This is a genomic window from Pseudomonas tremae (assembly GCF_023278125.1).
In the GTDB taxonomy this organism is placed as follows: domain Bacteria; phylum Pseudomonadota; class Gammaproteobacteria; order Pseudomonadales; family Pseudomonadaceae; genus Aquipseudomonas; species Aquipseudomonas tremae.
This window is the reverse complement of record NZ_CP066270.1, coordinates 3,713,864-3,739,074: the sequence shown is the minus strand read 5'-3', so window position 1 is coordinate 3,739,074 and position 25,211 is coordinate 3,713,864. Positions and strand designations below refer to the sequence as shown.

Genomic DNA, 25,211 nt, shown 5'->3' with positions numbered 1-25,211 from the left:
GGCGACTCGCTTGGGCGAAGAAGTACGGGCGAGACTGTCTCGCCCGTTTCACACGACTCCATCCCTGGGTCGCAGTGGCGATCAGTTCATCTCGATGATGACCTGTTCGTTCCACTTTTGAGGCAGGGCCTTGGACGTCTTCTCCCACGCATCCGCGTTGACGATCGGCTTGGCATTCTTGTACTGGTCTTGCGGCAGCAATTTGGCTTGAACGGTCTCAGGCAGCTTGAGGTGCTCTACGCGGATCGGACGCGCATTGCCTTCGGCCAGCCGGATCTGACCGGCATCGCTGAACGTGTACTCACGCGCCAGCTTGGCGGCGTTCGGGTGTTTGGCGTATTTGTTGATAATGGTGGTGTACCCGGAAATCACCGAGCCATCCGACGGGATCAGCACTACGTAGTCGTCAGGCTTGGTCATCTTGGCCTTGTAGCTCAGCCCGTTGAAGTCCCAGACCACACCCACTTCGATTTCGCCTTTCTCCATAGTCTGGATAGTCGGGTTGGCGAGCGACAGACGCTTTTGCTTAGCCAGTTCGGTGAACAGTTGCAGGCCCGGTTCGATGTTGGCTTCGTCGCCTTTCATGGCGATGGAAGCTGCCAGTACACCGTTTGCGGCCTGGGCAGCAGTACTCACGTCGCCGACCGAAACCTTATATTTACCGGTTTTCAGGTCAGCCCAGCTTTTTGGTATTTCCGAACCGTGCAGCAGGTTCTTGTTGACGATAAAGGCGATGGTGCCGGTGTAGGCCAGCGCCCAGTGGCCTTCTTTGTCCTTGGCCCAGGCCGGGATCTGATCCCAAGTGGTTGGCTTGTAAGGCTGGGTCACGCCCTTCGACACGGCGATGGGGCCGAACGCTGCGCCCACGTCACCGATGTCGGCGCTGGCGTTATCTTTCTCCGCATCGAACTTGGCGATCTCTTGGGCCGAGCTCATGTCGGTGTCCATGTGCTTGAGGCCGTACTTGGCTTCCAGGTCCTTCCAGATGCCGCCCCAGTTAGCCCAGTCATCCGGCATGCCAGCGCTATTCACAGCGCCTTCAGCCTTGGCCGCGGCCTCAAGGGTTTTCAGATCCGTGTCCGCAGCCATGGCCAGGGAACTCATTGCCATGGCTGAACCGAGGAGTGATGCCAACAAAAGATGTTTCATTCGGAGCTCCTGTGCACTTCTTTAGCAGAAGTCTTCATCGCGGATGGTTTGGTCTAGATCAGCAATACCTGAGCCAAGTTAGGCGTGTTGCATGACATTTTCGTGTCGGGGAGGGCGAAGAATTCCGTTGTTCCCGCTGCCTGACAGGGCTTCGGGCTAAGCGTAGACCATTGCAAAGCGTCTGAATCAATGGGGTTTCAGGGCTTTTGGAGCGGCGTCTGGCATGGATTGTGAAGTGCTGTGTCACGGGATGGTCATCTGGCCGGCCTAGGCTTGCACCGATGGAGTTAACAGCGGTTGCAGCACGCATGCGTGCCCCGCGAGAGGGCTGGTCTAGTCCAGACAGGTACGCAAATGCGCGAAGATGTACCACGAGCAGTCACCACTATCTGCAACGCTTTGCAGGAGCAAATAGAACACGGTCTGTTGCCGCACGGCAGCCAACTGCCCGCCGAGCGCAAGCTCAGTGAAGTATTCGCTACCACGCGCATCACCCTGCGCGAGGCACTCCTGCAACTGGAGGCTCAAGGGCTGATCTACCGCGAAGAGCGACGTGGCTGGTTCATATCGCCGCCGCGCCTCGCCTATGACCTGATTCGACGCAGTCATTTTCACGCGATGGTCTGCGCGCAGGGAAGGGTGGCTCACACCCGCTTGCTTTCGGCGCGTCTGCAGCCGGCGTCAGCGAAAATCTGCGAAATGCTGGAGCTGCCGGCACTGTCAAGCGTGATCCAGATCTGCCGCGCGCGGCGTATCGACCAGCGTCTGGTGCTGTACGTTGAGCATTACCTGAGGCCTGAGTTGTTCCCAGGTATTCTCGAACACGACCTGAGCGAGTCGCTCACCGAGCTTTACGCCCGGTGCTACGACATTCACTACGGTCAGGTGCATTTCGACATGGTACCCACGGCACTGCACGTCGAGGCAGCCGCCGCCCTGAAGGTTTCACTCGGCAGCCCGGGTTTGCGCATTGCGCGGGTCAACTATGATCGCAACGACCGGCTGATCGACTGCGACCTCGAATACTGGCGTCATGATGCTATTCATGTGCGCGCTAAGGTGCATAGCAACTGACGCTTGTATTGCAAACCCACTTGCCGGGTGCGGCCCGCAACTTTGTTAGTTGACTGTTTTATATAAGTTAATAGTTGTTTTATTGTTCTAGTGCTTGCGAAGTGTACGGCCTGGTTAGTAGGTTTTATATAGTGTCCGTGGTCAGCTAATAAAAAAATCATTGAAAATATTTCTATTCTCTCGGAAGGGTGTGGCGTAAATTAGTTGGTTTTTCTTCAGGATTTTCCAGAGTGATTATTCTAATTTTTAAGGGGTTTATAAGAAAAAGTTTTAGAATTAATTAATATTTCCTAATGCGCTGTGTTAGTTTTTTAGTGCGAAGCGAAGTGCGCAGGCCAGTGGTTTTCCTGTGCGCCGTTCCGCTGTGGGATTAAGGCTGACATGGCGGTTGTCCTGTAAAGCAATGCTTGATAAGTGCAGCTGCTTTTATTTAAAGGAACTATGAGGATGCTGTAATGAATCTCGACAAGGCGTTAGTGCTGCGTACCTGTGCAAATAACATGGCCGATCATTGCGGCCTTATATGGCCCGCTTCCGGAACAGTTGAATCCAAATACTGGCAGTCAACCAGGCGGCATGAGAATGGCTTGGTCGGTCTGCTGTGGGGCGCTGGAACCAGCGCTTTTCTAAGCTTGCATGCCGACGCACGATGGATTGTCTGTGAGGTCGCCGTTACAGACATCATCAGCCTGGAAGAACCGGGGATGGTCAAGTTTCCGCGAGGCGAGGTGGTTCATGTCGGCGACAAAATTAGTGCGTCATACTTCATTTCGGCACGTCAGGCCGACCAGGCATCAATGCCCGCGCCTACGCCTATGCTCTTGACCACGCCTGCGGCGGCAAGTGTCACGTTACCTGTGGCCGAACAGGTCAGTCATGAAGTGTTCGATGTGGCGTTGGTCAGCGCGACAGCCCCCTTGGCAAACAACTTGCCGGTGACGGTGCCGCAGACTTTGCAGACCGCCACTTACGGCGGCACGTTGAGTGGCGATAACCACAGTCGGCTCATTGCCGGTTATGGCAGTACCGAAACCGCTGGCAACCACAGTGATCTTATTGCCGGTTATGGAAGTACAGGAACCGCCGGCTCCGACAGCGCTTTGGTAGCAGGCTATGGCAGCACCCAGACTGCCGGAGGGGATAGCGCGCTGACTGCGGGTTATGGCAGCACCCAGACCGCCCGCGAAGGCAGCAACCTGACGGCAGGGTATGGCAGCACCGGCACGGCGGGTTCCGATAGCTCGCTCATCGCAGGTTACGGCAGTACACAGACTTCTGGTGGGGACAGCTCGCTGACGGCGGGATACGGCAGCACGCAAACGGCCCGGGAAGGCAGCAATCTCACCGCCGGGTATGGCAGCACCGGCACTGCAGGTTCCGACAGCTCGCTGATCGCGGGTTACGGCAGTACTCAGACCTCCGGAGAAGACAGCTCGCTCACAGCAGGTTACGGCAGCACGCAAACGGCTCAGGAAGGCAGCAATCTCACCGCCGGGTATGGCAGCACCGGCACTGCAGGTTCCGACAGCTCGCTGATCGCGGGTTATGGCAGTACTCAGACCTCGGGCGGGGACAGCGCCTTGACCGCAGGCTATGGCAGCACTCAGACGGCCCAGGAAGGCAGCAATCTTACCGCCGGTTACGGCAGCACTGGCACAGCAGGTTCCGACAGCTCGCTGATCGCGGGTTATGGCAGCACACAGACGTCAGGAAGTGACAGTTCCCTGACGGCGGGCTACGGCAGCACTCAGACCGCTCAAGAGGGAAGCAATCTTACTTCTGGTTACGGCAGTACAGGCACCGCTGGCTCTGACAGTTCGCTGATCGCCGGTTATGGCAGCACACAGACGTCAGGAAGTGATAGCGCACTGACAGCAGGCTACGGCAGTACCCAGACCGCTCAGCAGGGCAGCAACCTGACGGCCGGGTATGGCAGCACCGGGACGGCTGGCTCCGATAGCTCGTTGATAGCAGGCTACGGCAGCACGCAGACCTCGGGCGCAGACAGTGCAATGACAGCAGGTTATGGCAGTACACAGACCGCGCAGGAGGGCAGTAACCTGACGGCGGGTTATGGCAGCACTGGAACAGCAGGAGCCGACAGTTCTCTGATCGCCGGTTATGGCAGTACCCAGACCTCTGGCAGTGACAGCTCGCTCACGGCAGGCTACGGCAGTACCCAGACTGCTCGGGAAGGTAGCATTCTGACAGCGGGCTACGGCAGTACACAAACAGCCGGGGCCGACAGTAACCTGACTTCAGGTTATGGGAGTACAGGCACTGCGGGGCATGAAAGCTTCATCGTGGCGGGTTACGGCAGCACGCAGACAGCAGGTCACAAGAGCATCCTGACGGCGGGTTATGGAAGTACTCAGACGGCCAGAGACGGTAGCGACCTGATAGCGGGTTACGGGAGTACGGGTACGGCAGGCTCTGGCAGTTCACTGATTGCGGGTTATGGCAGTACTCAGACAGCCAGTTACAGAAGTATGCTGACCGCCGGTTACGGCAGTACTCAGACCGCTCGGGAACGCAGTGATCTGGTCGCAGGCTACGGCAGCACTTCAACTGCGGGATCGAACAGTTCGCTGATAGCCGGGTACGGCAGCACTCAGACGGCGGGCTTCAAAAGTATCCTGACTGCAGGCTACGGCAGTACGCAAACAGCTCAGGAGCGCAGTGACCTTGTCACTGGCTATGGAAGTACCTCCACCGCCGGCTATTCCAGTTCTTTGATTGCCGGATATGGCAGCACGCAAACTGCAGGATACGAGAGCACATTGACTGCCGGTTACGGCAGTACGCAAACCGCACAGGAAAGCAGCTCGCTCACCACGGGCTACGGAAGCACCTCCACCGCCGGTTATTCCAGCTCGTTGATTGCGGGTTACGGCAGTACTCAGACCGCGGGCTACGAGAGCACGCTAACCTCTGGCTATGGCAGCACGCAGACGGCACAGGAGCACAGTGATCTCGTTACCGGCTATGGAAGTACCTCCACCGCCGGTTATTCCAGCTCGTTGATTGCGGGTTACGGCAGTACTCAGACCGCAGGCTACGAGAGTACGCTGACTGCCGGTTACGGCAGCACGCAGACGGCACAGGAAAACAGCTCGCTTACTACCGGCTACGGGAGTACTTCCACCGCTGGCTTTTCCAGTTCCCTGATTGCAGGCTATGGCAGCACGCAGACAGCAGGCTATGAAAGTACCCTCACGGCTGGCTACGGCAGTACGCAAACCGCAGAGCGTGGTAGTTCATTGACTGCGGGCTATGGCAGTACCGCAACGGCCGGGGAAGACAGCTCGTTGATAGCCGGGTATGGCAGTACGCTGACCAGTGGGATCAGAAGTCTGTTGACCGCAGGTTATGGCAGTACGCTGATAGCCGGGCTGCGCAGTGTGCTGATTGCGGGTTACGGCAGCAGTCTTACCTCTGGTATGCGCAGTACATTGACTGCGGGCTACGGCAGTAACCAGATTGCAAGTTATGGCAGTTCGTTGATTGCGGGCCATGAGAGTATTCAAGTTGCCGGGCATAAAAGCATGCTTATTGCCGGCAAGGGCAGTTCGCAGACAGCGGGGTTTCGCAGCACGCTTATTGCCGGTGCGTTCAGCGTGCAATTGGCAGGTGATCGAAGCAGGCTGATCGCCGGCGCAGACAGCAATCAGACAGCCGGTGATCGCAGCAAGTTGCTGGCCGGAAACAACAGTTACCTGACTGCGGGTGATCGAAGCAAACTTACAGGCGGGAATGACTGTACGTTGATGGCTGGAGACCAATGCAAGTTGACCGCCGGAAAGAACAGCGTTCTGGTCGCGGGCGCTCGCAGCAAGCTTATTGGCAGCGAGGGCTCAACGCTCTCGGGTGGCGAGGACTCCACGCTTATTTTCCGGCTCTGGGATGGCAAAAAATACAGGCAACTGGTTGCCAAAACAGGAGAGAAAGGCGTTGAGGCCGACATGCCGTATTACGTGAACGAAGATGACGATATCGTCAGTAAACCCGAAGACGATGATGCCTGAACCACGTCCACCGGTTTATTCGAAAACGCCGGTGTCAAGCATTGACAGGGTACGTCAATGGATTGCGGGACATGAAGTCCCTTTTTCGAAACACCCATGCTGTACTTATTTCTTTCATTCTCAGCGAACATTGAATTTTATTCTGACCAGGCATCTATCGAGCGGCAGCGGCTGAGGTGCGGGACAGCAGGCTGCCCCGCGATACAGTTTGTGTCCTTGGTGACTGCTACGGCAGCTCATGGCTGGCATAGAACGCGCCCAATACCTTGACCAGATGCGCCAGATCGTGGCTGCCGGCAAGCTCCCGAATCGAGTGCATGGCGAATGTCGGTAAGCCGATGTCGACCGTACGTATGCCCAGGTGGCTGGCGGTGATCGGCCCGATGGTGGAGCCACAGGCCATGTCGCTGCGCACCACGAAGCTTTGCACGGGCACTTCTTCAGCCATGCACAGATGGCGGAAGAAACCTGCGGTTTCGCTGTTGGTGGCGTAGCGCTGATTGCTGTTGACCTTGATTACTGGCCCTGCGTTGAGCTTGGGCCCGTGATTGGCATCATGCTTCTCGGCGTAGTTGGGGTGTATGCCATGAGCGTTGTCGGCGGAAATCATCAGCGATTTCTGAATGGTGCGTACATAGTCTTCGCTGCTTGGCAGCAGGCGCTGGACGATCTGTTCCAGCATCGCGCCGTCTGCGCCGCACGTCGAGGATGAGCCCACTTCCTCGTGATCGGTACACACCAGCAGGGCGGTTTCATCACTGCTGGTGTTGAGCAGCGCCTGCATGCCGGCGAAGCATGACAGTAGGTTGTCCAGACGTGCGCCCGCCAGGAAGTCACCATTGAGGCCAACGACTGCTGCGCTCTGGGTGTCGTAGAAACTCAGCTCGTAATCAAGCACTACGTCGGCGTTCAGGCCATGTTCGCGTGCCAACTGATCAGTCAGTAGCGCGCGGAAGTCTGCGCGCTCGTCACCGGCGACTTGCGCCAGAATCGGCGGCAGCTCGTTTTGCGCATTGATCGCCCAGCCTTCATTGGCTGTGCGGTTCAGGTGAATAGCCAGGTTGGGGATGACAGCGATCGGCAGTCTGAAGTCGATGAGCTGGCTTTCGACCTTGCCGTCACGGCGGAAGGTGACCCGGCCCGCCAGCGACAGGTCGCGGTCGAACCAGGGTGCCAGCAGCGCACCGCCGTAGACTTCGACACCCAATTGCCAGAAGCCCTGACGTTGCAGTTCCGGTTGCGGCTTGACCCGCAGGCATGGGCTGTCGGTGTGCGCGCCGACCATGCGGATGCCGCCGGTAAGCGGCGACTGGCGGCCCATTCTGAACGCGACAATGGAAGAATCATTGCGTGTGACGTAGTACCGGCCACCGGTTTCGATGCTCCAGGTGTCACGTTCGTCCAAACGTTGAAAACCCGCGGCCTCAAAGTGTTGCACAAGAGTGGCGGTGGCGTGAAAGGGGGTAGGCGAGGCCTTGAGAAAATCGATGAGGCCTTTGTTCAACTCGTCGCGCATAAATAGCTCCAGACAGCAATGGCGCGAGTTTACCGCATTGGCTCAAACGTTGCCTTGGGTTGCACTCACCTGACATCACGGAACTGCTGTGTGACGCAAAGCGTCACGAACGGCATGACCACGCGAGGCGTGGACACTATAGTCATGGCTCAGAACCGCTGTGTGATGCAGGTCAGAAAGGTGCAGGGCACTCGAAGGTCATTCGTTCGCCGCTGCCGGGATGCGTGAAACTCAGCATGCTGGCGTGCAGGCACAGGCGCGGGTACGCCGCCAGTGCCTCGGAATGGGCGTAAAGGCCATCGCCCAGCAGCGGATGCCCGATGGACAGCATGTGCACGCGCAACTGGTGAGAGCGGCCGGTGACAGGCGTGAGTTCGACCCGGCAATGGCTGGCATGCCGTTCGAGAACTTTCCAGTACGTTAGCGCGTGCTTGCCAGCCTCGTGATCCACGACATGGCGCGGCTTGGTCGGCGGATCGTAGCGCAAGGGCAGGTCGATGCTGCCGCTGTCCAGCGACGGCTGGCCCCAGCACAGCGCGGTGTAGGCTTTTTCGGTTTCACGATCGTGAAACTGCCGCGACAGTTCGCGATGCGTATCGGGATCGCGAGCCAGCAAAATGATGCCGGACGTTTCCCAATCCAGACGATGAACGATGCGGGCTTCGGGGTAACCGTTTTCCTGCAGACGGGTAATCAGGCAATCCTTGTTGTCATCGGCGCGGCCGGGGACGGAAAGCAGCAGGGTAGGCTTGTCAATCACCAGAACGGCAGCGTCCTGATAAATGATGCGGATGTTGGACAGCGGCATGCAACGGCCTCGAAACGCTAGAAACGCCGACAGCGGCAAAGGCGCAGCTTCTTGAGAAGTGCGCCGATGCCGCCGTGGACGACTGCCTGATCAGCGATCTGGCAGGGTGATATTGAGTTCCAGAATCGAGCAGCTGCCCTGGCTTTCCAGAGCGACCTGAACCTGATCGGACTCGATATTGACGTATTTGCGGATCACTTCCACCAGCTCTTTCTGCAGGGCAGGAAGGTAGTCAGGGGTCGTTCGCTGGCCACGTTCGTGCGCAACGATGATCTGCAGACGCTCTTTCGCTACCGAGGCCGTGCTTTCTTTTTTGCGGTCACGAAAGAAGTCAAAAATATTCATCAGTTACCCCCGAACAGACGTTCAAAGAATCCTTTCTTATGCACATCCAGAAAACGGTGCTCAAGTGTTTTGCCCAGCAAGCGGTCGACTGCATCGCTGTACGCCTGACCGGCGTCGCTCTGGTCATCCAGAATGACCGGCACGCCGGAGTTGGATGCCTTGAGTACAGCCTGGGATTCCGGGATCACGCCCAGCAGGGTGACGGCGAGAATTTCCTTCACGTCTTCCACGCCAAGCATTTCGCCCTTGCTGACGCGCTCGGGGTTGTAGCGGGTCAGCAGCAAGTGTTCCTTGATCGGGTCTTCACCGAGCTCTGCGCGACGCGATTTGCTGGCCAGCAGGCCGAGCATGCGGTCAGAGTCACGTACCGAGGAGACTTCAGGGTTGGTCACGACGATGGCTTCGTCGGCGAAGTACATCGCCAGATGAGCACCGGTTTCGATACCTGCTGGCGAATCGCAGACGATGTATTCAAAGGTCTTTTTCAGTTCCATGAGGACTTTTTCAACGCCCTCCTTGGTCAGTGCATCCTTGTCACGTGTCTGGCTGGCGGCCAGCACGAACAGGTTTTCGATCTTCTTGTCCTTGATGAGCGCTTGTTGCAGGTTGGCTTCGCCTGTGACCACGTTGACGAAGTCATAAACGACGCGACGCTCGCAGCCCATGATCAGGTCGAGATTACGCAGGCCGACGTCGAAGTCGACGATGACAGTCTTGTGGCCGCGCAATGCGAGGCCTGTACCGATGGCGGCGCTGGTAGTGGTCTTGCCCACACCACCCTTGCCGGATGTAACAACTAGAATCTTGGCCAAGGTGAATCACCCCTAGATGAAAAGGACGTTGAGTCCCTGAAGAGCATCTCGTGACGCAGCAGGGGTCGAAGAGTTCTGGAAATCAAATGGCATGATCCTGGAAAGCTAGCACCGGGCTATTACTTTCAACTCATATGCCGACTGAAAAGCGACGCCTTTCAGGATTTCCTACAGCCTTTGCGACCTTTTCGCGGCGAATCAGAGATACTTTGAAAATTGCGGCAGTATCCGTTAAAGACGAATGATGTTCAACACATCACCGGAAAGGCTTATCTGGACCGGCGAGCCCCACAAAGGGTCTCTGCGCAAGTCTTCGGAGACCTTGTATTGCCCGGCAATCGAAATCAGCTCGGCGCTGAGTTGCTGACAGAAGATCCTTGCCCGAGTGTCACCCTTGATACCTGCCAGTGCTCTGCCGCGCATCGGGCCGTACACATGGATGTTTCCATCGGCCAGAAGTTCCGCGCCGGGACTGACAGGCGCGACCACGACCAGATCGCCGCCCTGGGCGTAGATTTGCTGACCGCCGCGGACTGGCGACGTGATCACACGGGTCGGCTTGATAACGGGTTCGGGCGGTTTTTCCGGAACCTTCTTTGGCGCCTCGGCTTCGACCGGGTCCAGTACGCGTTCACGAGCACCGGATGGCGGAAGCACCGGGATATCGACGGCGATGGCTGCAGCGATGTCTTCAATGCGATTGGCCCGAATGGCCAGGGTGCGCAGGCCGTGCTGACGACAGATGCGCATCAGCCCCGGCAGGTCCACCGCGCCTTCGTGGGGCGCCAGTTTGTCCAGAGCCAGGATCAACGGCGTGTTGCTGAAGAAGTTGGGAGCCTGCGCCACTTTCGCCGCCAGTTGCCTGTCGAGCGCTTCGAGGTTGGCTCGGGTCAGCTCCATCACAGTGATGGCGAGCATGCTGCCCTTGAGTTGAAATACGGGTTCCGGGTTTTGCGATTCAATCTGGCTCATGGTTGATATACACAACAGCTTGTCGCTAAAAGTGCCGAGACTTATAGCGAGAACGCCCGCGAGCCGCAAGCGGGTCGAACCGTTGTAGAATGCGCGGCCTTTGTTCTGACGGAAGCCCAAATGGATCGCCCGCGCTTTAAATCCAGTTTCCTTCATCCCCGTTTCTGGCCGTTGTGGCTGGGGCTGGGGCTTTTGTGGCTGATCGTCCAGTTGCCTTTTCGGGTCTTGCTGGTCATTGGTCGGGCTCTGGGCGCAGTCATGTATCGGGTGGCCACTGATCGAAAAAATATTGCATCGCGCAACCTCGAGCTGTGTTTTCCGCATTTGTCCGCTGCCGAGCGCAAGCGTCTGCTGAAGGAAAACTTCGCCTCCACGGGCATCGCTTTTTTTGAAATGGCCATGAGCTGGTGGTGGTCCAGGCAGCGACTGGCGAAGCTGGCTCGGGTCGAAGGGCTTGAACACCTGCAGCAGGCTCATCAACAGGGCGAAGGCGTGATCCTGATGGCACTGCATTTCACCACGCTGGAGATCGGCGCCGCGCTACTGGGCCAGCAGCACACCATCGACGGCATGTACCGTGAACACAAAAGCCCGGTGTTCGATTTCATCCAGCGTCGTGGCCGCGAGCGTCACAATCTCGACTCGCTGGCCGTCGAACGCGACGATGTGCGCGGCATGCTCAAGCTGCTGCGCGCCGGACGTGCCATCTGGTATGCGCCCGACCAAGACTATGGCGCCAAACAAAGTGTGTTCGTGCCGCTGTTCGGCATTCAGGCGGCCACCGTGACCGCCACCAGCAAATTTGCCCGCTTGGGGCGTGCGCGGGTGGTTCCGTTCACCCAGCAGCGGCTGGCCGATGGCAGCGGTTATCGGTTGGTCATTCATCCTGCCCTGGAAGATTTTCCGGGTGAAAGCGACGAAGTCGACTGTCTGCGCATCAATCAGTGGGTAGAAAAAGCCATTACCGAATGCCCGGAACAATATCTGTGGGCCCATCGACGTTTCAAAAGTCGACCGGCAGGTGAACCGAAGCTATATAACAAGCATAGATAAAGTGTCTTCGATCACCGAGGTCAGTTGCAGATGCCAGAACCCGTCGTTTCGAGCAGTACTGTGACAAGCAATGTCGAGCCCGTGACCGGGCTCATTCTGTCAGGAGGCGGTGCCCGTGCCGCCTATCAGGTAGGGGTGCTTGCTGGCATTGCCGACCTGCTGCCTGCCGGTTCACCCAATCCTTTCCCGGTCATTGTCGGCACGTCGGCAGGTGCGATCAACGCAGTGAAGCTGGCCAGCGGCGCGCTGCATTTTCGCATCGCCATTCACCAGTTGACCGAGTTCTGGCAGTCATTTCGCAGTCACCAAGTGCTGCGCAGTGACTGGTCAGGGGTGATTCATCAGGCCAGCCGGTTTTTTGGACGCAGCCTGATGGGGTTCGGTCGCAATATTCCGGTTGCCTTGCTCAACAGTTCACCCTTGCGTGATCTGCTCAACGAGCGGCTGGACCTTTCCGGGATCGAAGCCGCCATTGACGCCCATCATCTGCGTGCAGTGGCGGTGACAGCCTTCGGCTACGAGTCAGGGCATGCAGTCACGTTCTATCAAGGTCGCGGCACTATCGAACCCTGGCTGCGTCATCGGCGTACCGGTCGGCCAACGCAACTGACGGTGGACCACTTGCTTGCCAGTTCTGCCATTCCCCTGCTGTTCGCCCCGGTGATGCTCGATCAGGAATACTTCGGGGATGGCGCCGTGCGGCAGTCGGCACCGATCAGCCCGGCGCTGCACCTGGGGGCAAATCGTGTGCTGGTGGTGGGGGTCAGCGGCAATCCGCGCGGGCTCAAGAGCGAAAGGCCTGCGCCGCGTCCGCCAAGCGGCATTCAACCGAGCCTGGCGCAAATCAGCGGGCACATGCTCAACAGCACGTTCATCGACAACCTCGAAAGCGATATCGAACTGCTGGAGCGGTTGAACATGGCCAGTGCGCTGCTGCCCGACGAGCAGATAAGGCAACCGGGCATGGAGCTGGTAGAAGTGCTGGTGATCTCTCCCAGCCGACCGCTGGACGAAATTGCTGCACGTCACCGCCGCGAATTGCCGCCTGCACTGCGCACTTTTCTGCGCGGCCCGGGGGCGACCAAGAGCAGCGGCGCCAGTGTCCTCAGCTATCTGTTGTTCGAGTCGGGTTATTGCAGTGAGCTGATTGAGCTGGGTCGCCACGACGCGATTGCCCAAGGCGCAGAATTGAAACGGTTCCTGCGGCTGGCTTAACCAGCCACGAGTGGTGGATCTTGCGAGGGTGCTGCCGTGTCAGGCTGCCGTTGACGACCGGGAAACCGGGTTGAATGACCGATTCCCGGTGGTACAGGGGGCAGGGCGGGTATCACGCGGTCAGGCGATCTTCCCGGAAGTCGCGCAACGCCTGCTCGATCTCTTCACGCGTGTTCATCACGAATGGCCCGTATTGCACAATCGGCTCGCGCAAGGGTTTACCTGCAATCAACAGCACTCGAGCGCCGTTGGTGCTGCTGATCAACAGCTCGCCTTCGTCGGACAGCCGCGCTATCTGGCGCACGCCAATCGGTTGGCTGCTGCCCTCAAGCTCGACGCTGCCCTCATACACGTACAGCAGCGCAAGGTGACCAGCGGGCAATTGCGGGCTGATGCGACTGCCTGCAGGCATGTGGAAATCAAAATACAGCGGTTCGGTGTCTGGGCGTTGCACGGCCCCGAGCTGCTGAACCTTGCCGTCATCGAAACGACCGGCCAGAACCACAACGTGTACGCCTTGCTCGGTGGTAAGGCGGGGAACGTTTTCCGGCTGGATGTCCTGATAGCTGGCGTCGTTCAGCTTGTTCTTGCCAGGCAGATTCAGCCACAACTGAAAGCCGCGCATGGTGCCTTGTTCAAGCTCGGGCATTTCGCTGTGGATAATCCCGCGAGCGGCGGTCATCCATTGCACGCCGCCGCCCTGCAGCAGGCCGACGTTGCCCATGTGGTCTTCGTGGCGCATGCGACCTTCGAGCATGTAGGTCACTGTTTCGAAACCACGGTGCGGATGGGGCGGGAAACCTGCGATGTAATCGTCCGGTTTGTCCGAGCCAAACTCGTCCAGCATCAGAAAAGGATCGAACTGCTCTACGCCGCGGCCACCGAACACCCGCGTCAGTTTCACGCCAGCGCCGTCAGAGGCAGGTTGGCCAGCCTGAACAGACAGCACTTTACGAAATTGAGTCATGAAAAAAAGGCACTCCTCATCAGGTGATAATGAGTGTCATGGTAGGCCCGCCTGATCGATAAACAGAATCAAATCCCGGTATGGAATGATCGTATTTATCGATGTTTTCAGAGAGCGGGTAGGTGGCTACTCAGTGCTTGCTGCCTTGGGCGGGAATCGACAGCAGTTGCTTTTCCTGATTCCAGTCAAACGGCTCATCGTTCTGCTCTGCTTCGTAACGACGCTCTTCAAGCGCTTGATACAGCTCGATTTCGTCATCAGGCATGAAGTGCAGGCAGTCGCCGGCGAAGAACCACAGCAGGTCGCGAGGCACCAGATGGGCGATTTGCGGGTAGCGCTGAATCACCTGGCACAGAATGTCTTGTCCCAGGTACTGGCTCTCGATCGGGTCAAGCGGCAGTTGTTCGACCAGTTCATCGAAGCGTTCCATGAACAAGGCATGGCTTTCTTCAGGAACCTGCTCGGCCTCGCCCAGCGCGACCAGAATGCTGCGCAGGTGTGCCAGCAGGCCAAGTTGGTAGTCGAGAGTGGCGTCGGCCATCGGGGTAATCCTCAAATGCAAAAACAGGCGCGAGAGTATAAAGCTCTACGCGCCTGCTGTGTGGTGCTACCTGACGGATCAGCGAATCTTGCCTTCCGTCAGTGTCAGCTCTTCCTTGTCGAAGTCGTCCACATCGATCACCACGCGACGAGCCGCTTCCGCCGTGCGCAATGTCTGCACTTCATCTGCCTGCAGCACGCCAAGACGAAATGCAGCGTCGATGGCATGTTCGCCGGCGTCGGGTTTGACCTGACCGCTTTTGAGCGCCACTTGCAATTTTTTGTGCAGCGGATAGGCGGCGCTCAGCAGGTCCACTGCATGTTGCAGGGCGCCCACCGGGTCTTCTGCCGATTGCGGGCGGTAGCAGCCTGCCAGCAGCTCTTCAAGGGTCGGATCGCCTTTGGCTCGGCCCAGCACCTGTGCAACCTCGCCGTCCAGCTTGTCCGACGGCCCCTTGTGACGACGGCCAAACGGGAAGACCAAAGCGCGCAGTACGCCGCCCAGCAACCGGTTAGGAAAATTGCTGAGGATTTCGTCCATCGCACGTTCCGAATGCCCGAGGCTTTCTTCCATCGCCCAACGAAACAACGGGCTCATGTGGTCGGGCGAACCCAGATCGTGATAACGCTTGAGCGCGGCCGAGGCGAGGTACATGTGACTGAGTACGTCACCCAGCCGTGCGGACAGGCGTTCACGGCGCTTCAGCTCGCCACCCAGCAGCATCATGCTCAGGTCGGCCAGCATCGCAAACGCTGCTGCCTGCCGATTGAGCGCGCGGAAATAGCCCTGACTCAGGCTGTTGCCCGGCGCTCGTTCGAAATGCCCGAAGCCGAGATTGAGGATCAGGGTGCTGGCCGCGTTGCTTACCGCAAACCCGATGTGCTTGAGCAGAAGACTGTCAAACTCGAGCAGGGCTTGTTGCTTGTCTTCGCGTCCGGCCAACGCCATTTCCTTGAGCACGAACGGATGGCAGCGAATGGCACCCTGGCCGAAGATCATCAGGTTGCGCGAGAGGATGTTGGCGCCTTCGACGGTAATGAAGATCGGCGCGCCTTGCCAGTTACGGCCCAGATAGTTGTTCGGCCCCATGATGATGCCCTTGCCACCGTGCACATCCATCGCATGGCCGATGCACTCGCGGCCACGCTCGGTCAGGTGGTACTTGAGGATCGCCGACAGTACCGAAGGTTTCTCGCCCAGATCGACTGCGTTGGCCGTCAGCATGCGGGCGCTGTCCATCAGCCAGGCGTTGCCGCCTATGCGCGCCAGTGCCTCCTGAATACCTTCAAAAGCCGACAGCGGCACATTGAATTGCTCTCGAACCTTGGCGTACTGCCCTGTAACCAGGCTGGTGTATTTGGCCGCGCCAGTGCCGACCGCAGGCAGCGAAATCGAGCGACCCACCGACAGGCAGTTCATCAGCATCATCCAGCCTTTGCCGAGCATCGGCTGACCACCGATCAGGTAGCTCAGGGGCACGAACACGTCCTTGCCCGAGTTCGGGCCATTCATGAACGCGGCGCCCAGCGGCAGATGGCGACGGCCGATCTCCACACCCTGGGTTTCGGTAGGGATCAGCGCCAGGCTGATGCCCAGGTCTTCCTCTTCACCCAGCAGGTGCTCGGGGTCGTAAGCCTTGAAGGCCAGGCCGAGCAGGGTGGCCACCGGGCCGAGGGTGATGTAGCGCTTCTCCCAGGTCAGACGCAGGCCGATGACTTCTTCGCCCTGCCACTGGCCTTTGCAGATGATGCCGGTGTCGGGCATCGCGCCTGCATCGGAGCCTGCCAGCGGACCGGTCAACGCAAAGCAGGGAATGTCTTCACCACGTGCCAGACGCGGCAAGTAGTGATTGCGCTGTTCGTCAGTGCCGTAATGCAGCAGCAATTCAGCCGGGCCGAGGGAATTGGGGACCATCACGGTGGACGCCAAGTCACCGCTGCGGGTGGCCAGTTTCATCGCAACCTGAGAGTGAGCGTAGGCCGAGAAGCCCTTGCCGCCGAACTCTTTGGGAATAATCAGAGCGAAAAAGCCGTGCGCTTTCATGTGCGCCCAGGCTTGGGGTGGCAGGTCCATCGCCTGGCCGATCTCCCAATCGCTGACCATCGCACAGAGTTCTTCGGTCGGGCCATCGATAAACGCCTGTTCTTCTTCGGTCAGGCGGACTTTCGGATAGGCCAGCAATTTGTCCCAGTCCGGACGCCCGCTGAACAGTTCGCCATCCCACCAGACCGTCCCGGCGTCGATGGCATCGCGCTCGGTTTCCGACATGGGCGGCAAGACCTTTTGGAACCAGCTGAACATCGGGGTAGTGAAATGTTTACGGCGCAGATCAGGCAGTATCAGCGGTATGAATAGCGCCAGCCACAACAACCAGAACACTGTCAGCAGCCATCCTGGCGCGCGGCTGAAAATACCCATGGCCAACAAATAGACAGCCACTACGCCAAGCGCCGGGAGCGGGTCGATACGTCGGTGAGCCAGCCAGGCAATGCCGACGACCAGCACTACAATCCACAACAACAGCATAGGTGTTCCTCCGTGATGACAGCCGCCCTGGCAGCTACCAGTAACTGGTCGCCAGGCAGTGGTGAGGCGACATCGATAGTGACCCCTGGCTAACAAGGAAGTTGCCGCAGGATCGGCGTAGACTGATGGTATTCATTTACCAGCGTAGGCGAGGGGAACGCAATGCTTAAAATCTGGGGACGGAAGAATTCCAGCAATGTGCGCAAGGCGCTCTGGGTTGCCGAAGAAGTCGGGGTTCCTTATCAAACCCAGGATGCCGGTGGCGCGTTCGGCCTGGTCGACGAAGCGGCTTATCGTGCGAAAAACCCCAATGGGCGCATCCCCATGATCGAAGACGGCGATTTCGTGCTTTGGGAGTCCAATGCCATCGTGCGCTATCTGGCGGCGCGTCACGCCCCTGATTCCGAGCTGTACCCCGCTGATGTGCAGGCTCGCGCCAGTGCAGACAAATGGATGGACTGGGCTACTTCGACCATTGCTGCTGCCTTCAGTCCGGTATTCTGGGGCGTGGTGCGCACGCCGGCTGACAAGCAGGACTGGCCTGCCATCGAGCAAGGCATAAAGAACCTGCACGGTCTGCTGCTGATCGCCGATGAGGCGTTGTCCCGACAGCCTTATCTGTCTGGCGAGGTTTTCGGTATGGGCGACATTCCGCTGGGCTGCTTTGCCTACGGCTGGTTTGAAATGCCGATTGAACGTCCGCCGCTGCCTCACCTCCAAGCCTGGTATGAACGTCTGAAAGCACGTCCGGCCTATCGCAAGGCTGTCATGAGCCCGCTGACCTGATGCTGCAAACGGGGCCAGATGGATCATGCCCGGCGCTCGATATTTACTATTAACAGATGTGTCTGTACTTGACCGGCTCAGCCAAGCACCATTGTTCGATTGAGGCTGAGCGGGTCGACGACTGGCCGCTGCTTCCAGCCTGATTCATTTCCTTTTTCCTGATGGGTATTTCTCAAGATATGTCTTCCGCTCTGTCCATTCGGCAGCTCACCAAAACCTACGGCAACGGGTTCCAGGCCTTGAGTGGCATCGATCTGGACGTGGCCGAAGGTGATTTTTTCGCCTTGCTCGGCCCTAACGGCGCTGGCAAATCCACCACCATTGGCGTCATCTCGACGCTGGTCAACAAAACCGGCGGAACAGTGAATATCTTCGGTCACGACCTGGACCGTGAACCTGCTGCGCTCAAGCGTTGCATCGGCGTCGTGCCGCAAGAATTCAACTTCAACCAGTTCGAGAAGACCTTCGATATAGTCGTGACTCAGGCCGGCTATTACGGCATCCCGGCGAAAATTGCCAAGGAACGCGCCGAGCAGTACCTGACCCAGCTGGGTCTGTGGGACAAACGCGACGTGCCTTCGCGTTCGTTGTCCGGCGGCATGAAACGGCGCCTGATGATTGCCCGCGCGCTGATTCACGAACCGCGTCTGCTGATCCTCGATGAGCCAACGGCCGGTGTGGATATCGAACTGCGCCGCTCGATGTGGACCTTCCTCACCGAGCTGAACAGAAAAGGAATCACCATCATTCTGACCACTCACTACCTGGAAGAGGCCGAGCAGCTGTGCCGCAACATCGGCATCATCGACCATGGAGTGATAGTGCAGAACACCGGAATGAAACAGCTGCTCGCCACGCTCACCGTCGAGACGTTTGTGCTCGACCTCAAGGAATCCTGGCAGAACGCTCCTCAGTTGCCGGGCTTTCCCTGCCGGCTGCTGGACAGCCATACGCTGGAAGTTCAGGTCGACAAGAATGTCGGCATCACTGCGCTGTTCAGCCAGTTGGCGTTCCAGAACATTGAAGTGTTGAGCCTGCGCAATAAATCCAATCGCCTTGAGGAGTTGTTTGTGTCTCTGGTTGAGAAAAACCTGGCGAAGGTGGCGGTATGATTGAGCAAAACGGCGAACTGCGTCCCAATCTGGTTGCCCTGAAAACCATCGTCTATCGCGAAGTCCACCGCTTCATGAGGATCTGGCCACAGACCTTGCTGCCACCAGCGATCACCATGGTCCTGTACTTCGTGATTTTCGGGAATCTGATCGGTCGGCAGATCGGTGACATGGGTGGTTTCACCTACATGCAATACATCGTGCCTGGCCTGATCATGATGTCGGTGATCACCAACTCCTACGGCAATGTGGTTTCAAGCTTCTTCGGTGCAAAGTTTCAGCACTCCATCGAAGAGCTGATGGTCTCGCCGGTGTCGCCGCACACCATTCTGGTCGGCTACACCCTGGGCGGTGTGTTGCGCGGCCTGATGGTGGGGTTCATCGTCACCATGTTGTCGATGTTTTTCACCGACCTGCAAGTGCATCACCTCGGCGTGACTATTATTGTGGTCGTGCTGACCGCAACGATCTTCTCCCTGCTGGGTTTCATCAACGCAGTGTTCGCGCGCAATTTCGATGATATTTCGATTATCCCGACGTTCGTTCTGACCCCGTTGACGTATCTGGGCGGTGTGTTCTATTCAATCAACCTGCTGCCGCCGTTCTGGCAGACCGTGTCGCTGGCCAACCCGGTCCTGCACATGGTCAACGCATTTCGCTACGGCATTCTGGGCGTGTCCGACATCAAGATCAGCATCGCTCTGGCGTTCATGATCGTTGCGACCATCGTGCTGTACCTTGGCTGCGCACGGCTGCTGGTCAGCGGGCGCGGTATGCGCCAGTAACACATCGGCTTCGACCCGCCAGGCTGGCGGGTCGGCTGGTTGTAGAGCGCTGTTGCTCAAATTCTGCAATACACCATTCCTGCTGATTGTCCCCCGGTGCGTTAATCCTTAGAGCTTTCTGCTTCAGGGAATCATCATGCGCACAGGGATGATCGCGCTTGCGCTGGGGCTTGTTGCCCTGCGTTTTCTGCCGGTATTGCCGCCGATCTGGCTATTGCTGCTGATGCCGATACTGGCGTTGATGCTGCTGCCGTTTCGTACTTATCCAATGGCGTTTTTTCTGGTCGGCTTCACGTGGGCGTGCGTGTCGGCGCAGTGGGCGCTGAATGATCGCCTGCTGCATCGGTTTGACGGCCAGACGCTGTGGGTGCAGGGCAACGTCGTCGGGTTGCCGAGTGTTGCAGAAGGCGTGGTGCGTTTCGAACTGGAGGATGCGCGCTCGCGGCGCGCGAAGCTGCCTGCGCGTATTCGCGTGGCCTGGTACGGCGGCCCCGATGTCAAAAGCGGCGAGCGCTGGCGTCTGGCCCTCAAACTCAAGCGTCCGGGCGGGCTGGTCAACCCGGATGCCTTCGATTATCAGGCCTGGCTACTGGCCCGGCGCATCGGCGCGACCGGTACTGTGGCAGACGGTCAATTGCTGACGCCAGCGCGCGGGGCCTGGCGCGATGGCATTCGTCAGCGGTTGCTGGCGGTCGATGCGCAGCGCAGGGAAGGCGGTCTGGCGGCGCTGGTGCTGGGCGACGGCTCGGGCCTTTCGCGCACTGACTGGCAAGTGCTGCAAAACACCGGCACGGTCCACCTGCTGGTCATTTCCGGTCAGCATATCGGTCTGCTGGCAGGGGTGGTCTATGCGTTGATTGCAGGTCTGGCACGTTGGGGGCTATGGCCACGGGCGTTGCCCTGGCTGCCGACGGCGTGTGCATTGGCGTTTGTCGCGGCGCTGGGCTACGGGCTGCTTGCTGGCTTCGAAGTCCCGGTCCGACGTGCTTGCGTGATGGTGGGCATGGTGTTGCTGTGGCGCTTGCGCTTTCGGCACCTGGGCGTTGTCTGGCCACTCCTGTTGTCATTCTGCGCGGTGCTGATCTTTGAGCCGTTGGTAACCCTGCAGCCTGGTTTTTGGCTGTCATTCGCGGCAGTGGGCATTCTGATCCTGATCTTCAGTGGTCGTCTCGGCGCCTGGCAGTGGTGGCAAAGCTGGACGCGCGCGCAATGGTTGATCGCCATTGGCCTGCTGCCAATACTGCTGGCACTGAACCTGCCGATCAGCCTGAGTGGTCCGTTTGCCAATTTGCTCGCTGTGCCCTGGGTGAGCGTCATCGTCTTGCCGCTGGCACTGATCGGCACCTTGCTGCTGCCGGTTCCGGTGGTGGGTGAAGGCCTGCTGTGGCTGGCGGGCGGCGCTCTGGAGTGGCTGTTCGTGTTTCTCGGCTGGGTGGCCGACGTCCTGCCCGCCTGGCTGCCCAGTGCGGTGCCCGTTTGGGCATGGCTGATAAGCCTGCTCGGAGCCTTTGTTTTATTGCTGCCCAGAGGTGTGCCGATGCGCCCCTGGGCTGGCCTTTGTTGCTGCTATGCGTTTTTCCGCCCATCACACCGGTACCGATGGGGCGGGTCGAGGTGCTGCAGCTCGATGTCGGGCAGGGCCTGGCGATTCTGCTGCGCACGCGCAATCACACCCTTTTGTATGACGCAGGGCCACGCTTTGGTGAATTCGATATCGGCGAGCGTGTGGTGGTGCCCGCCATTCGCAAGAGTGGTGTTCGTCATCTTGATCTGATGCTGATCAGCCATGCCGACGCGGATCATGCTGGCGGCGCCCTGGCGGTTCATCGGGCCTTCCCGGTGAACCGAGTGTCGGGCCGAGAGGTGGCCAGGCTGGCCCCGCAGCTCGACGCCGGGCTGTGCGAAAACGGCGAACGCTGGGAATGGGACGGCGTCGTGTTCACGACATGGCGCTGGGAGGAGGCCCCCGACGGCAACGCGGGCTCCTGCATCCTCAGCGTCGAGGCCAATGGCGAGCGCCTGTTGTTAACGGGTGACATTGATGTACACGCCGAGCGTGCGGCGATGGACAGCGGCTTCGACCTGCGCGCCCACTGGCTGCAGGCGCCGCACCACGGCAGCCGCAGTTCTTCCTCCAAGCGGTTTTTGCAGGCAGTCGCGCCGGTTGGTGTACTGATTTCGCGCGGCCACAACAATGCCTTTGGCCATCCTCATCCACTGGTCATGGCGCGCTATCGGTGGCTGGGTATCGCCAGTTATGACAGCGCCGAACTGGGCGCTGTCAGCCTGCAACTGGGTGCATTCGGTACACCACAAGCGGAGCGTGCGCAACGGCGCTTCTGGCGTGATTGAATGAAGGGATATCGATCTCGACGTTCGGCACTTGGCGACCCTATGCTAGAGTGGCGGCAATTTTTCGAGGGAGTGATCACTGTGTGGGAACTGGTCAAATCGGGCGGCTGGATGATGCTGCCGATCATTTTAAGCTCCATCGCCGCTGTCGGCATCATTATCGAACGCCTGTGGACGCTGCGCGCCAGCCGGATTGCGCCACCGCATCTGTTGGGGCAGGCCTGGCAGTGGATTCAGGAAAAGAAGCTGGACAACGAAAAACTCAAGCAACTGCGCGCAGATTCGCCGCTGGGCGAGATCCTGGCTGCCGGTCTGACCAACTCCAGGCACGGTCGCGAGATCATGAAGGAGTGCATCGAGGAGGCCGCCGCTCGCGTCATTCATGACCTGGAACGCTACCTGAGCGCACTGGGCTCGATCGCCGCGATGGCGCCTCTGCTCGGTCTGCTGGGCACAGTATTGGGCATGATCGACATTTTCGGCTCGTTCAACAGCACCGGTGCCACGGCCAATGCCGGTGTGCTGGCGAGTGGTATTTCCAAGGCGCTTATCTGTACTGCGTCTGGCCTTATCGTTGCGATCCCTGCGATCTTCTTTCACCGCTTTCTGCAAAGCCGTGTCGATGAACTGGTGGTCGGTATGGAGCAGCAAGCGATTCGTCTGGTCGAAGTGGTTCAGGGCGACCGTGATGTCGATCTGATCGACGCCAAAATAGACCTCAAATCGCTAGCCAGGGCAGGCGGGGGCAAGAAGAAGTGAAATTTCGCCGCCGCAGACCTCGCGAAAACATCGACATCAATCTGGTCTCTCTGATTGACGTGGTGTTCATCCTGCTGCTGTTTTTCATCGTGACGACCACGTTTACCCGTGAAACCCAACTGCGTGTGGACTTGCCACAGGCAGTCACCGGCACGCCGGAGGTGGACGCCGCCGCGAAGCACCTGGACATCGCCATCAATGCCGACGGGATATTTTCCCTGAACAATCAGCTGTTGCCGAAGAACGACCTGGCAACGCTGATCGAAGCACTGCAGCGCGAGTCGGCGGGCGATACCAGCTTGCCGCTGTCGATCAGCGCGGATGGCAAGACCCCTCATCAGTCGGTCATCACGGCCATGGATGCAGCAGGGAAACTGGGCTTCAGTCATTTGCGCATGACCACTGTCGAGGCCACAACGGCTAACTGATGGCATTTACCGACCGTTTGCTTGATGCCTGGTACAAGGGCCACCCGGCGCTGATGTTGTTGCGTCCGCTGGAAAGCCTTTACCGACGCGTGGTGGACAGCAAACGGGCGCGTTTTATGGCTGGCGAGGGCGATATCTATCGGGCCCCGGTGCCGGTTATCGTGGTTGGCAACATCACCATCGGTGGCACAGGCAAAACGCCTCTGATCCTCTGGATGATCGAACACTGCCGCCTCCGCGGGCTGCGCGTAGGCGTTGTCAGCCGAGGTTATGGCGCCAAACCGCCAAGCCTGCCCTGGCGTGTACAGCCTGACCAGAGCGCCGCCGAGGCAGGTGACGAGCCTTTGCTCATCGTCAAGCGCTGCGGTGTGCCGCTGATGATCGACCCTGATCGCAGTCGCGCCGTTCAGGCGTTGCTCGCTGCCGAGCCGCTGGACCTGATTCTTTCCGACGATGGCTTGCAGCATTACCGTCTGGCGCGTGACCTTGAACTGGTGCTGATCGATGCCGCCCGAGGTCTGGGCAATCGCCGCTGCCTGCCGGCCGGCCCGTTGCGCGAGCCGGTCGAACGGCTTAAGAGTGTCGATGCCTTGCTCTACAACGGCGCTGCTGCGGATCGCGACGATGGCTACGCGTTCTCGCTCAAGCCGTCTGCGCTGATCAACCTGCGCAGCGGCGAGCGCCGGCCAGTTGACTATTTCCCGGCCGGGCAGGCGCTGCACGCGGTTGCCGGAATCGGCAATCCGCAACGTTTCTTCAATACCCTCGAAGGACTACACTGGCGACCGGTGGCTCACGCTTTCGCCGACCATGCGGTCTACAGTGCTCAGGCGCTGACCTTCACCCCGGCTCTACCCTTGGTCATGACCGAGAAGGATGCGGTGAAGTGTCGTGCCTTTGCAGGCGACGATTGGTGGTATCTGGCGGTCGATGCAGTGCCGTCCGACGCCTTCGTCGGCTGGTTCGATGAGCAACTCCTCCGTCTTTCTTCATGATTGCTTCAGGATCTCCTATGGACACCAAACTACTCGACATCCTTGCCTGCCCCATCTGCAAGGGGCCATTGAAGCTCAGCGCCGACAAGACCGAGCTGATCAGCAAGGGCGCAGGCCTTGCCTACCCGGTTCGTGACGGTATTCCGGTGATGCTGGAAAGCGAAGCGCGCACCCTGACCGCCGATGAGCGACTGGAAAAATGACAGCAGCCTTTACTGTCGTCATTCCGGCGCGTTACGGCTCCAGCCGGTTTCCCGGCAAGCCGTTGCAAACCATTGCTGGCAAACCCATGGTTCAGCTTGTCTGGGAACAGGCACGCAAGAGCAGTGCCGAGCGTGTAGTGGTGGCGACTGACGATGCACGCATCGTCGAGGCGTGCCGCGCATTTGGCGCTGAAGTGCTGCTGACCCGCGAAGACCACAACTCCGGCACCGATCGCCTGGCCGAGGTGGCCACGCAACTGGGGCTGGCGGCCGATGCGATTGTGGTCAATGTCCAGGGCGACGAACCGATGATCCCGCCTGCGGTGATTGACCAGGTGGCAGCCAACCTGGCTGCGCATCCGGAAGCCGGCATGGCTACCCTGGCCGAGCCTATCGATGATGTGGCGGCGTTGTTCAATCCGAACATCGTCAAGGTCTCGACCGACATCAACGGTCTGGCCCTGACCTTCAGCCGCGCTCCGCTTCCGTGGGCGCGGGATGCGCTGGCCAGTGATAAAGACCGGTTGCCTGCGGGTGTGCCTTACCGCCGACATATCGGTATCTATGCCTACCGTGCGGGTTTTCTGCATGACTTCGTCAGCTGGGGGCCGTGCTGGCTGGAAAACACCGAAAGCCTCGAGCAATTGCGTGCGCTGTGGAATGGCGTGCGCATTCATGTGGCTGACGCGCTTGAAGCGCCGCCCGGCGGTGTCGACACACCTGAAGACCTTGAGCGCGTAAGACGCCTTCTGGAGGCTTGATGCGGTTTATCCAGCCAGCTGGAAAGG

The 25,211-nt window shown here is 59.0% G+C and carries 21 protein-coding genes and 1 pseudogene; 13 read left to right on the top strand and 9 right to left on the bottom strand.

Features of this window, described 5'->3' with window-relative positions:
* Positions 1-81 precede the first annotated feature (81 nt).
* On the bottom strand, positions 82-1,149 hold the full coding sequence (locus tag I9H09_RS16875; RefSeq protein ID WP_005892184.1) for an ABC transporter substrate-binding protein: 1,068 nt from the start codon (positions 1,147-1,149) through the stop codon (positions 82-84).
* 354 nt (positions 1,150-1,503) lie between these two features.
* Here I9H09_RS16875 and I9H09_RS16870 point away from each other — a divergent pair, with 354 nt between their 5' ends.
* Both I9H09_RS16870 and I9H09_RS16865 read left to right on the top strand, forming a co-directional pair.
* On the top strand, positions 1,504-2,223 hold the full coding sequence (locus I9H09_RS16870; protein WP_005892185.1) for a UTRA domain-containing protein: 720 nt from the start codon (positions 1,504-1,506) through the stop codon (positions 2,221-2,223).
* Between the two features lie 455 nt (positions 2,224-2,678).
* Positions 2,679-6,248, top strand: coding sequence for a beta strand repeat-containing protein (locus tag I9H09_RS16865; RefSeq protein ID WP_122346728.1), 3,570 nt, complete (start codon positions 2,679-2,681; stop codon positions 6,246-6,248).
* A 226-nt stretch (positions 6,249-6,474) separates the two neighbouring features.
* Here the strand turns inward: I9H09_RS16865 and I9H09_RS16860 are convergent, their stop codons facing one another.
* The 5 genes from I9H09_RS16860 to minC form a co-directional block, all read right to left on the bottom strand.
* On the bottom strand, positions 6,475-7,764 hold the full coding sequence (locus I9H09_RS16860; protein WP_024690494.1) for a M18 family aminopeptidase: 1,290 nt from the start codon (positions 7,762-7,764) through the stop codon (positions 6,475-6,477).
* 172 nt (positions 7,765-7,936) lie between these two features.
* Positions 7,937-8,572, bottom strand: a complete 636-nt coding sequence (locus tag I9H09_RS16855; protein WP_024670193.1) for an RluA family pseudouridine synthase — start codon at positions 8,570-8,572, stop codon at positions 7,937-7,939.
* A gap of 90 nt (positions 8,573-8,662) precedes the next feature.
* The gene (gene minE / locus I9H09_RS16850; RefSeq protein WP_005892197.1) at positions 8,663-8,917 is read right to left on the bottom strand and encodes a cell division topological specificity factor MinE; all 255 of its coding nucleotides are present in this window, start codon (positions 8,915-8,917) and stop codon (positions 8,663-8,665) included.
* The gene (gene minD / locus I9H09_RS16845) at positions 8,917-9,729 is read right to left on the bottom strand and encodes a septum site-determining protein MinD (RefSeq protein WP_005892199.1); all 813 of its coding nucleotides are present in this window, start codon (positions 9,727-9,729) and stop codon (positions 8,917-8,919) included. Before minD ends, minE begins: the two co-directional genes overlap by 1 nt.
* A gap of 231 nt (positions 9,730-9,960) precedes the next feature.
* Positions 9,961-10,701, bottom strand: a complete 741-nt coding sequence (gene minC / locus I9H09_RS16840) for a septum site-determining protein MinC (protein ID WP_005892201.1) — start codon at positions 10,699-10,701, stop codon at positions 9,961-9,963.
* A gap of 120 nt (positions 10,702-10,821) precedes the next feature.
* Here minC and I9H09_RS16835 point away from each other — a divergent pair, with 120 nt between their 5' ends.
* Together I9H09_RS16835 and I9H09_RS16830 are read left to right on the top strand one after the other, a co-directional pair.
* The gene (locus tag I9H09_RS16835; RefSeq protein WP_005892203.1) at positions 10,822-11,754 is read left to right on the top strand and encodes a lipid A biosynthesis lauroyl acyltransferase; all 933 of its coding nucleotides are present in this window, start codon (positions 10,822-10,824) and stop codon (positions 11,752-11,754) included.
* 30 nt (positions 11,755-11,784) lie between these two features.
* The gene (locus I9H09_RS16830) at positions 11,785-12,969 is read left to right on the top strand and encodes a patatin-like phospholipase family protein (RefSeq protein ID WP_122346316.1); all 1,185 of its coding nucleotides are present in this window, start codon (positions 11,785-11,787) and stop codon (positions 12,967-12,969) included.
* Positions 12,970-13,081: 112 nt separating this feature from the next.
* Here I9H09_RS16830 and I9H09_RS16825 read toward each other — a convergent pair whose 3' ends face one another.
* The 3 genes from I9H09_RS16825 to I9H09_RS16815 form a co-directional block, all read right to left on the bottom strand.
* Complete coding sequence (locus I9H09_RS16825) at positions 13,082-13,936, bottom strand: pirin family protein (RefSeq protein ID WP_122346315.1); 855 nt, start codon at positions 13,934-13,936, stop codon at positions 13,082-13,084.
* Positions 13,937-14,066: 130 nt separating this feature from the next.
* Entirely contained in the window at positions 14,067-14,477 is a 411-nt protein-coding gene (locus tag I9H09_RS16820; protein ID WP_005892209.1) for a PA2817 family protein, read from the bottom strand.
* A gap of 78 nt (positions 14,478-14,555) precedes the next feature.
* Positions 14,556-17,003 carry an acyl-CoA dehydrogenase gene (locus I9H09_RS16815; protein ID WP_122346314.1) on the bottom strand — a complete coding sequence of 816 codons (2,448 nt, stop codon included), beginning with the start codon at positions 17,001-17,003 and terminating at the stop codon, positions 14,556-14,558.
* 162 nt (positions 17,004-17,165) lie between these two features.
* On the opposite strand from I9H09_RS16815, the gene I9H09_RS16810 reads away from it, so the two are divergent.
* The 9 genes and pseudogenes from I9H09_RS16810 to kdsB all read left to right on the top strand — a co-directional run bounded on the left by I9H09_RS16810 (position 17,166) and on the right by kdsB (position 25,184).
* Entirely contained in the window at positions 17,166-17,789 is a 624-nt protein-coding gene (locus I9H09_RS16810; protein ID WP_024670196.1) for a glutathione S-transferase, read from the top strand.
* A gap of 179 nt (positions 17,790-17,968) precedes the next feature.
* On the top strand, positions 17,969-18,901 hold the full coding sequence (locus tag I9H09_RS16805; RefSeq protein ID WP_005892214.1) for an ABC transporter ATP-binding protein: 933 nt from the start codon (positions 17,969-17,971) through the stop codon (positions 18,899-18,901).
* On the top strand, positions 18,898-19,686 hold the full coding sequence (locus I9H09_RS16800) for an ABC transporter permease (protein ID WP_005892215.1): 789 nt from the start codon (positions 18,898-18,900) through the stop codon (positions 19,684-19,686). Before I9H09_RS16805 ends, I9H09_RS16800 begins: the two co-directional genes overlap by 4 nt.
* Before the next feature lie 136 nt (positions 19,687-19,822).
* A pseudogene (locus I9H09_RS16795) lies at positions 19,823-22,038 on the top strand (DNA internalization-related competence protein ComEC/Rec2).
* Between the two features lie 42 nt (positions 22,039-22,080).
* A complete protein-coding gene (locus I9H09_RS16790; RefSeq protein ID WP_080267902.1) occupies positions 22,081-22,797 on the top strand; it encodes a MotA/TolQ/ExbB proton channel family protein in 717 nt (238 codons plus the stop codon).
* Positions 22,794-23,225 carry an ExbD/TolR family protein gene (locus I9H09_RS16785; protein WP_005892218.1) on the top strand — a complete coding sequence of 144 codons (432 nt, stop codon included), beginning with the start codon at positions 22,794-22,796 and terminating at the stop codon, positions 23,223-23,225. The genes I9H09_RS16790 and I9H09_RS16785 overlap by 4 nt, the downstream gene beginning before the upstream one ends.
* Positions 23,225-24,220, top strand: a complete 996-nt coding sequence (gene lpxK / locus I9H09_RS16780) for a tetraacyldisaccharide 4'-kinase (RefSeq protein WP_122323418.1) — start codon at positions 23,225-23,227, stop codon at positions 24,218-24,220. Before I9H09_RS16785 ends, lpxK begins: the two co-directional genes overlap by 1 nt.
* A 17-nt stretch (positions 24,221-24,237) precedes the next feature.
* Positions 24,238-24,423, top strand: coding sequence for a Trm112 family protein (locus I9H09_RS16775; RefSeq protein ID WP_004884599.1), 186 nt, complete (start codon positions 24,238-24,240; stop codon positions 24,421-24,423).
* Entirely contained in the window at positions 24,420-25,184 is a 765-nt protein-coding gene (gene kdsB, locus I9H09_RS16770; protein WP_005892221.1) for a 3-deoxy-manno-octulosonate cytidylyltransferase, read from the top strand. Before I9H09_RS16775 ends, kdsB begins: the two co-directional genes overlap by 4 nt.
* Positions 25,185-25,211: the final 27 nt, after the last annotated feature.

Bases quoted from the DNA above. Each gene is read 5' to 3' on its own strand.
- I9H09_RS16875 (WP_005892184.1), bottom strand. From the start codon at position 1,149: ATGAAACATCTTTTGTTGGCATCACTCCTCGGTTCAGCCATGGCAATG.
- I9H09_RS16870 (WP_005892185.1), top strand. From the start codon at position 1,504: ATGCGCGAAGATGTACCACGAGCAGTCACCACTATCTGCAACGCTTTG.
- I9H09_RS16865 (WP_122346728.1), top strand. From the start codon at position 2,679: ATGAATCTCGACAAGGCGTTAGTGCTGCGTACCTGTGCAAATAACATG.
- I9H09_RS16860 (WP_024690494.1), bottom strand. From the start codon at position 7,764: ATGCGCGACGAGTTGAACAAAGGCCTCATCGATTTTCTCAAGGCCTCG.
- I9H09_RS16855 (WP_024670193.1), bottom strand. From the start codon at position 8,572: ATGCCGCTGTCCAACATCCGCATCATTTATCAGGACGCTGCCGTTCTG.
- minE (WP_005892197.1), bottom strand. From the start codon at position 8,917: ATGAATATTTTTGACTTCTTTCGTGACCGCAAAAAAGAAAGCACGGCC.
- minC (WP_005892201.1), bottom strand. From the start codon at position 10,701: ATGAGCCAGATTGAATCGCAAAACCCGGAACCCGTATTTCAACTCAAG.
- I9H09_RS16835 (WP_005892203.1), top strand. From the start codon at position 10,822: ATGGATCGCCCGCGCTTTAAATCCAGTTTCCTTCATCCCCGTTTCTGG.
- I9H09_RS16830 (WP_122346316.1), top strand. From the start codon at position 11,785: ATGCCAGAACCCGTCGTTTCGAGCAGTACTGTGACAAGCAATGTCGAG.
- I9H09_RS16825 (WP_122346315.1), bottom strand. From the start codon at position 13,936: ATGACTCAATTTCGTAAAGTGCTGTCTGTTCAGGCTGGCCAACCTGCC.
- I9H09_RS16820 (WP_005892209.1), bottom strand. From the start codon at position 14,477: ATGGCCGACGCCACTCTCGACTACCAACTTGGCCTGCTGGCACACCTG.
- I9H09_RS16815 (WP_122346314.1), bottom strand. From the start codon at position 17,003: ATGCTGTTGTTGTGGATTGTAGTGCTGGTCGTCGGCATTGCCTGGCTG.
- I9H09_RS16810 (WP_024670196.1), top strand. From the start codon at position 17,166: ATGCTTAAAATCTGGGGACGGAAGAATTCCAGCAATGTGCGCAAGGCG.
- I9H09_RS16805 (WP_005892214.1), top strand. From the start codon at position 17,969: ATGTCTTCCGCTCTGTCCATTCGGCAGCTCACCAAAACCTACGGCAAC.
- I9H09_RS16800 (WP_005892215.1), top strand. From the start codon at position 18,898: ATGATTGAGCAAAACGGCGAACTGCGTCCCAATCTGGTTGCCCTGAAA.
- I9H09_RS16790 (WP_080267902.1), top strand. From the start codon at position 22,081: ATGCTAGAGTGGCGGCAATTTTTCGAGGGAGTGATCACTGTGTGGGAA.
- lpxK (WP_122323418.1), top strand. From the start codon at position 23,225: ATGGCATTTACCGACCGTTTGCTTGATGCCTGGTACAAGGGCCACCCG.
- I9H09_RS16775 (WP_004884599.1), top strand. From the start codon at position 24,238: ATGGACACCAAACTACTCGACATCCTTGCCTGCCCCATCTGCAAGGGG.
- kdsB (WP_005892221.1), top strand. From the start codon at position 24,420: ATGACAGCAGCCTTTACTGTCGTCATTCCGGCGCGTTACGGCTCCAGC.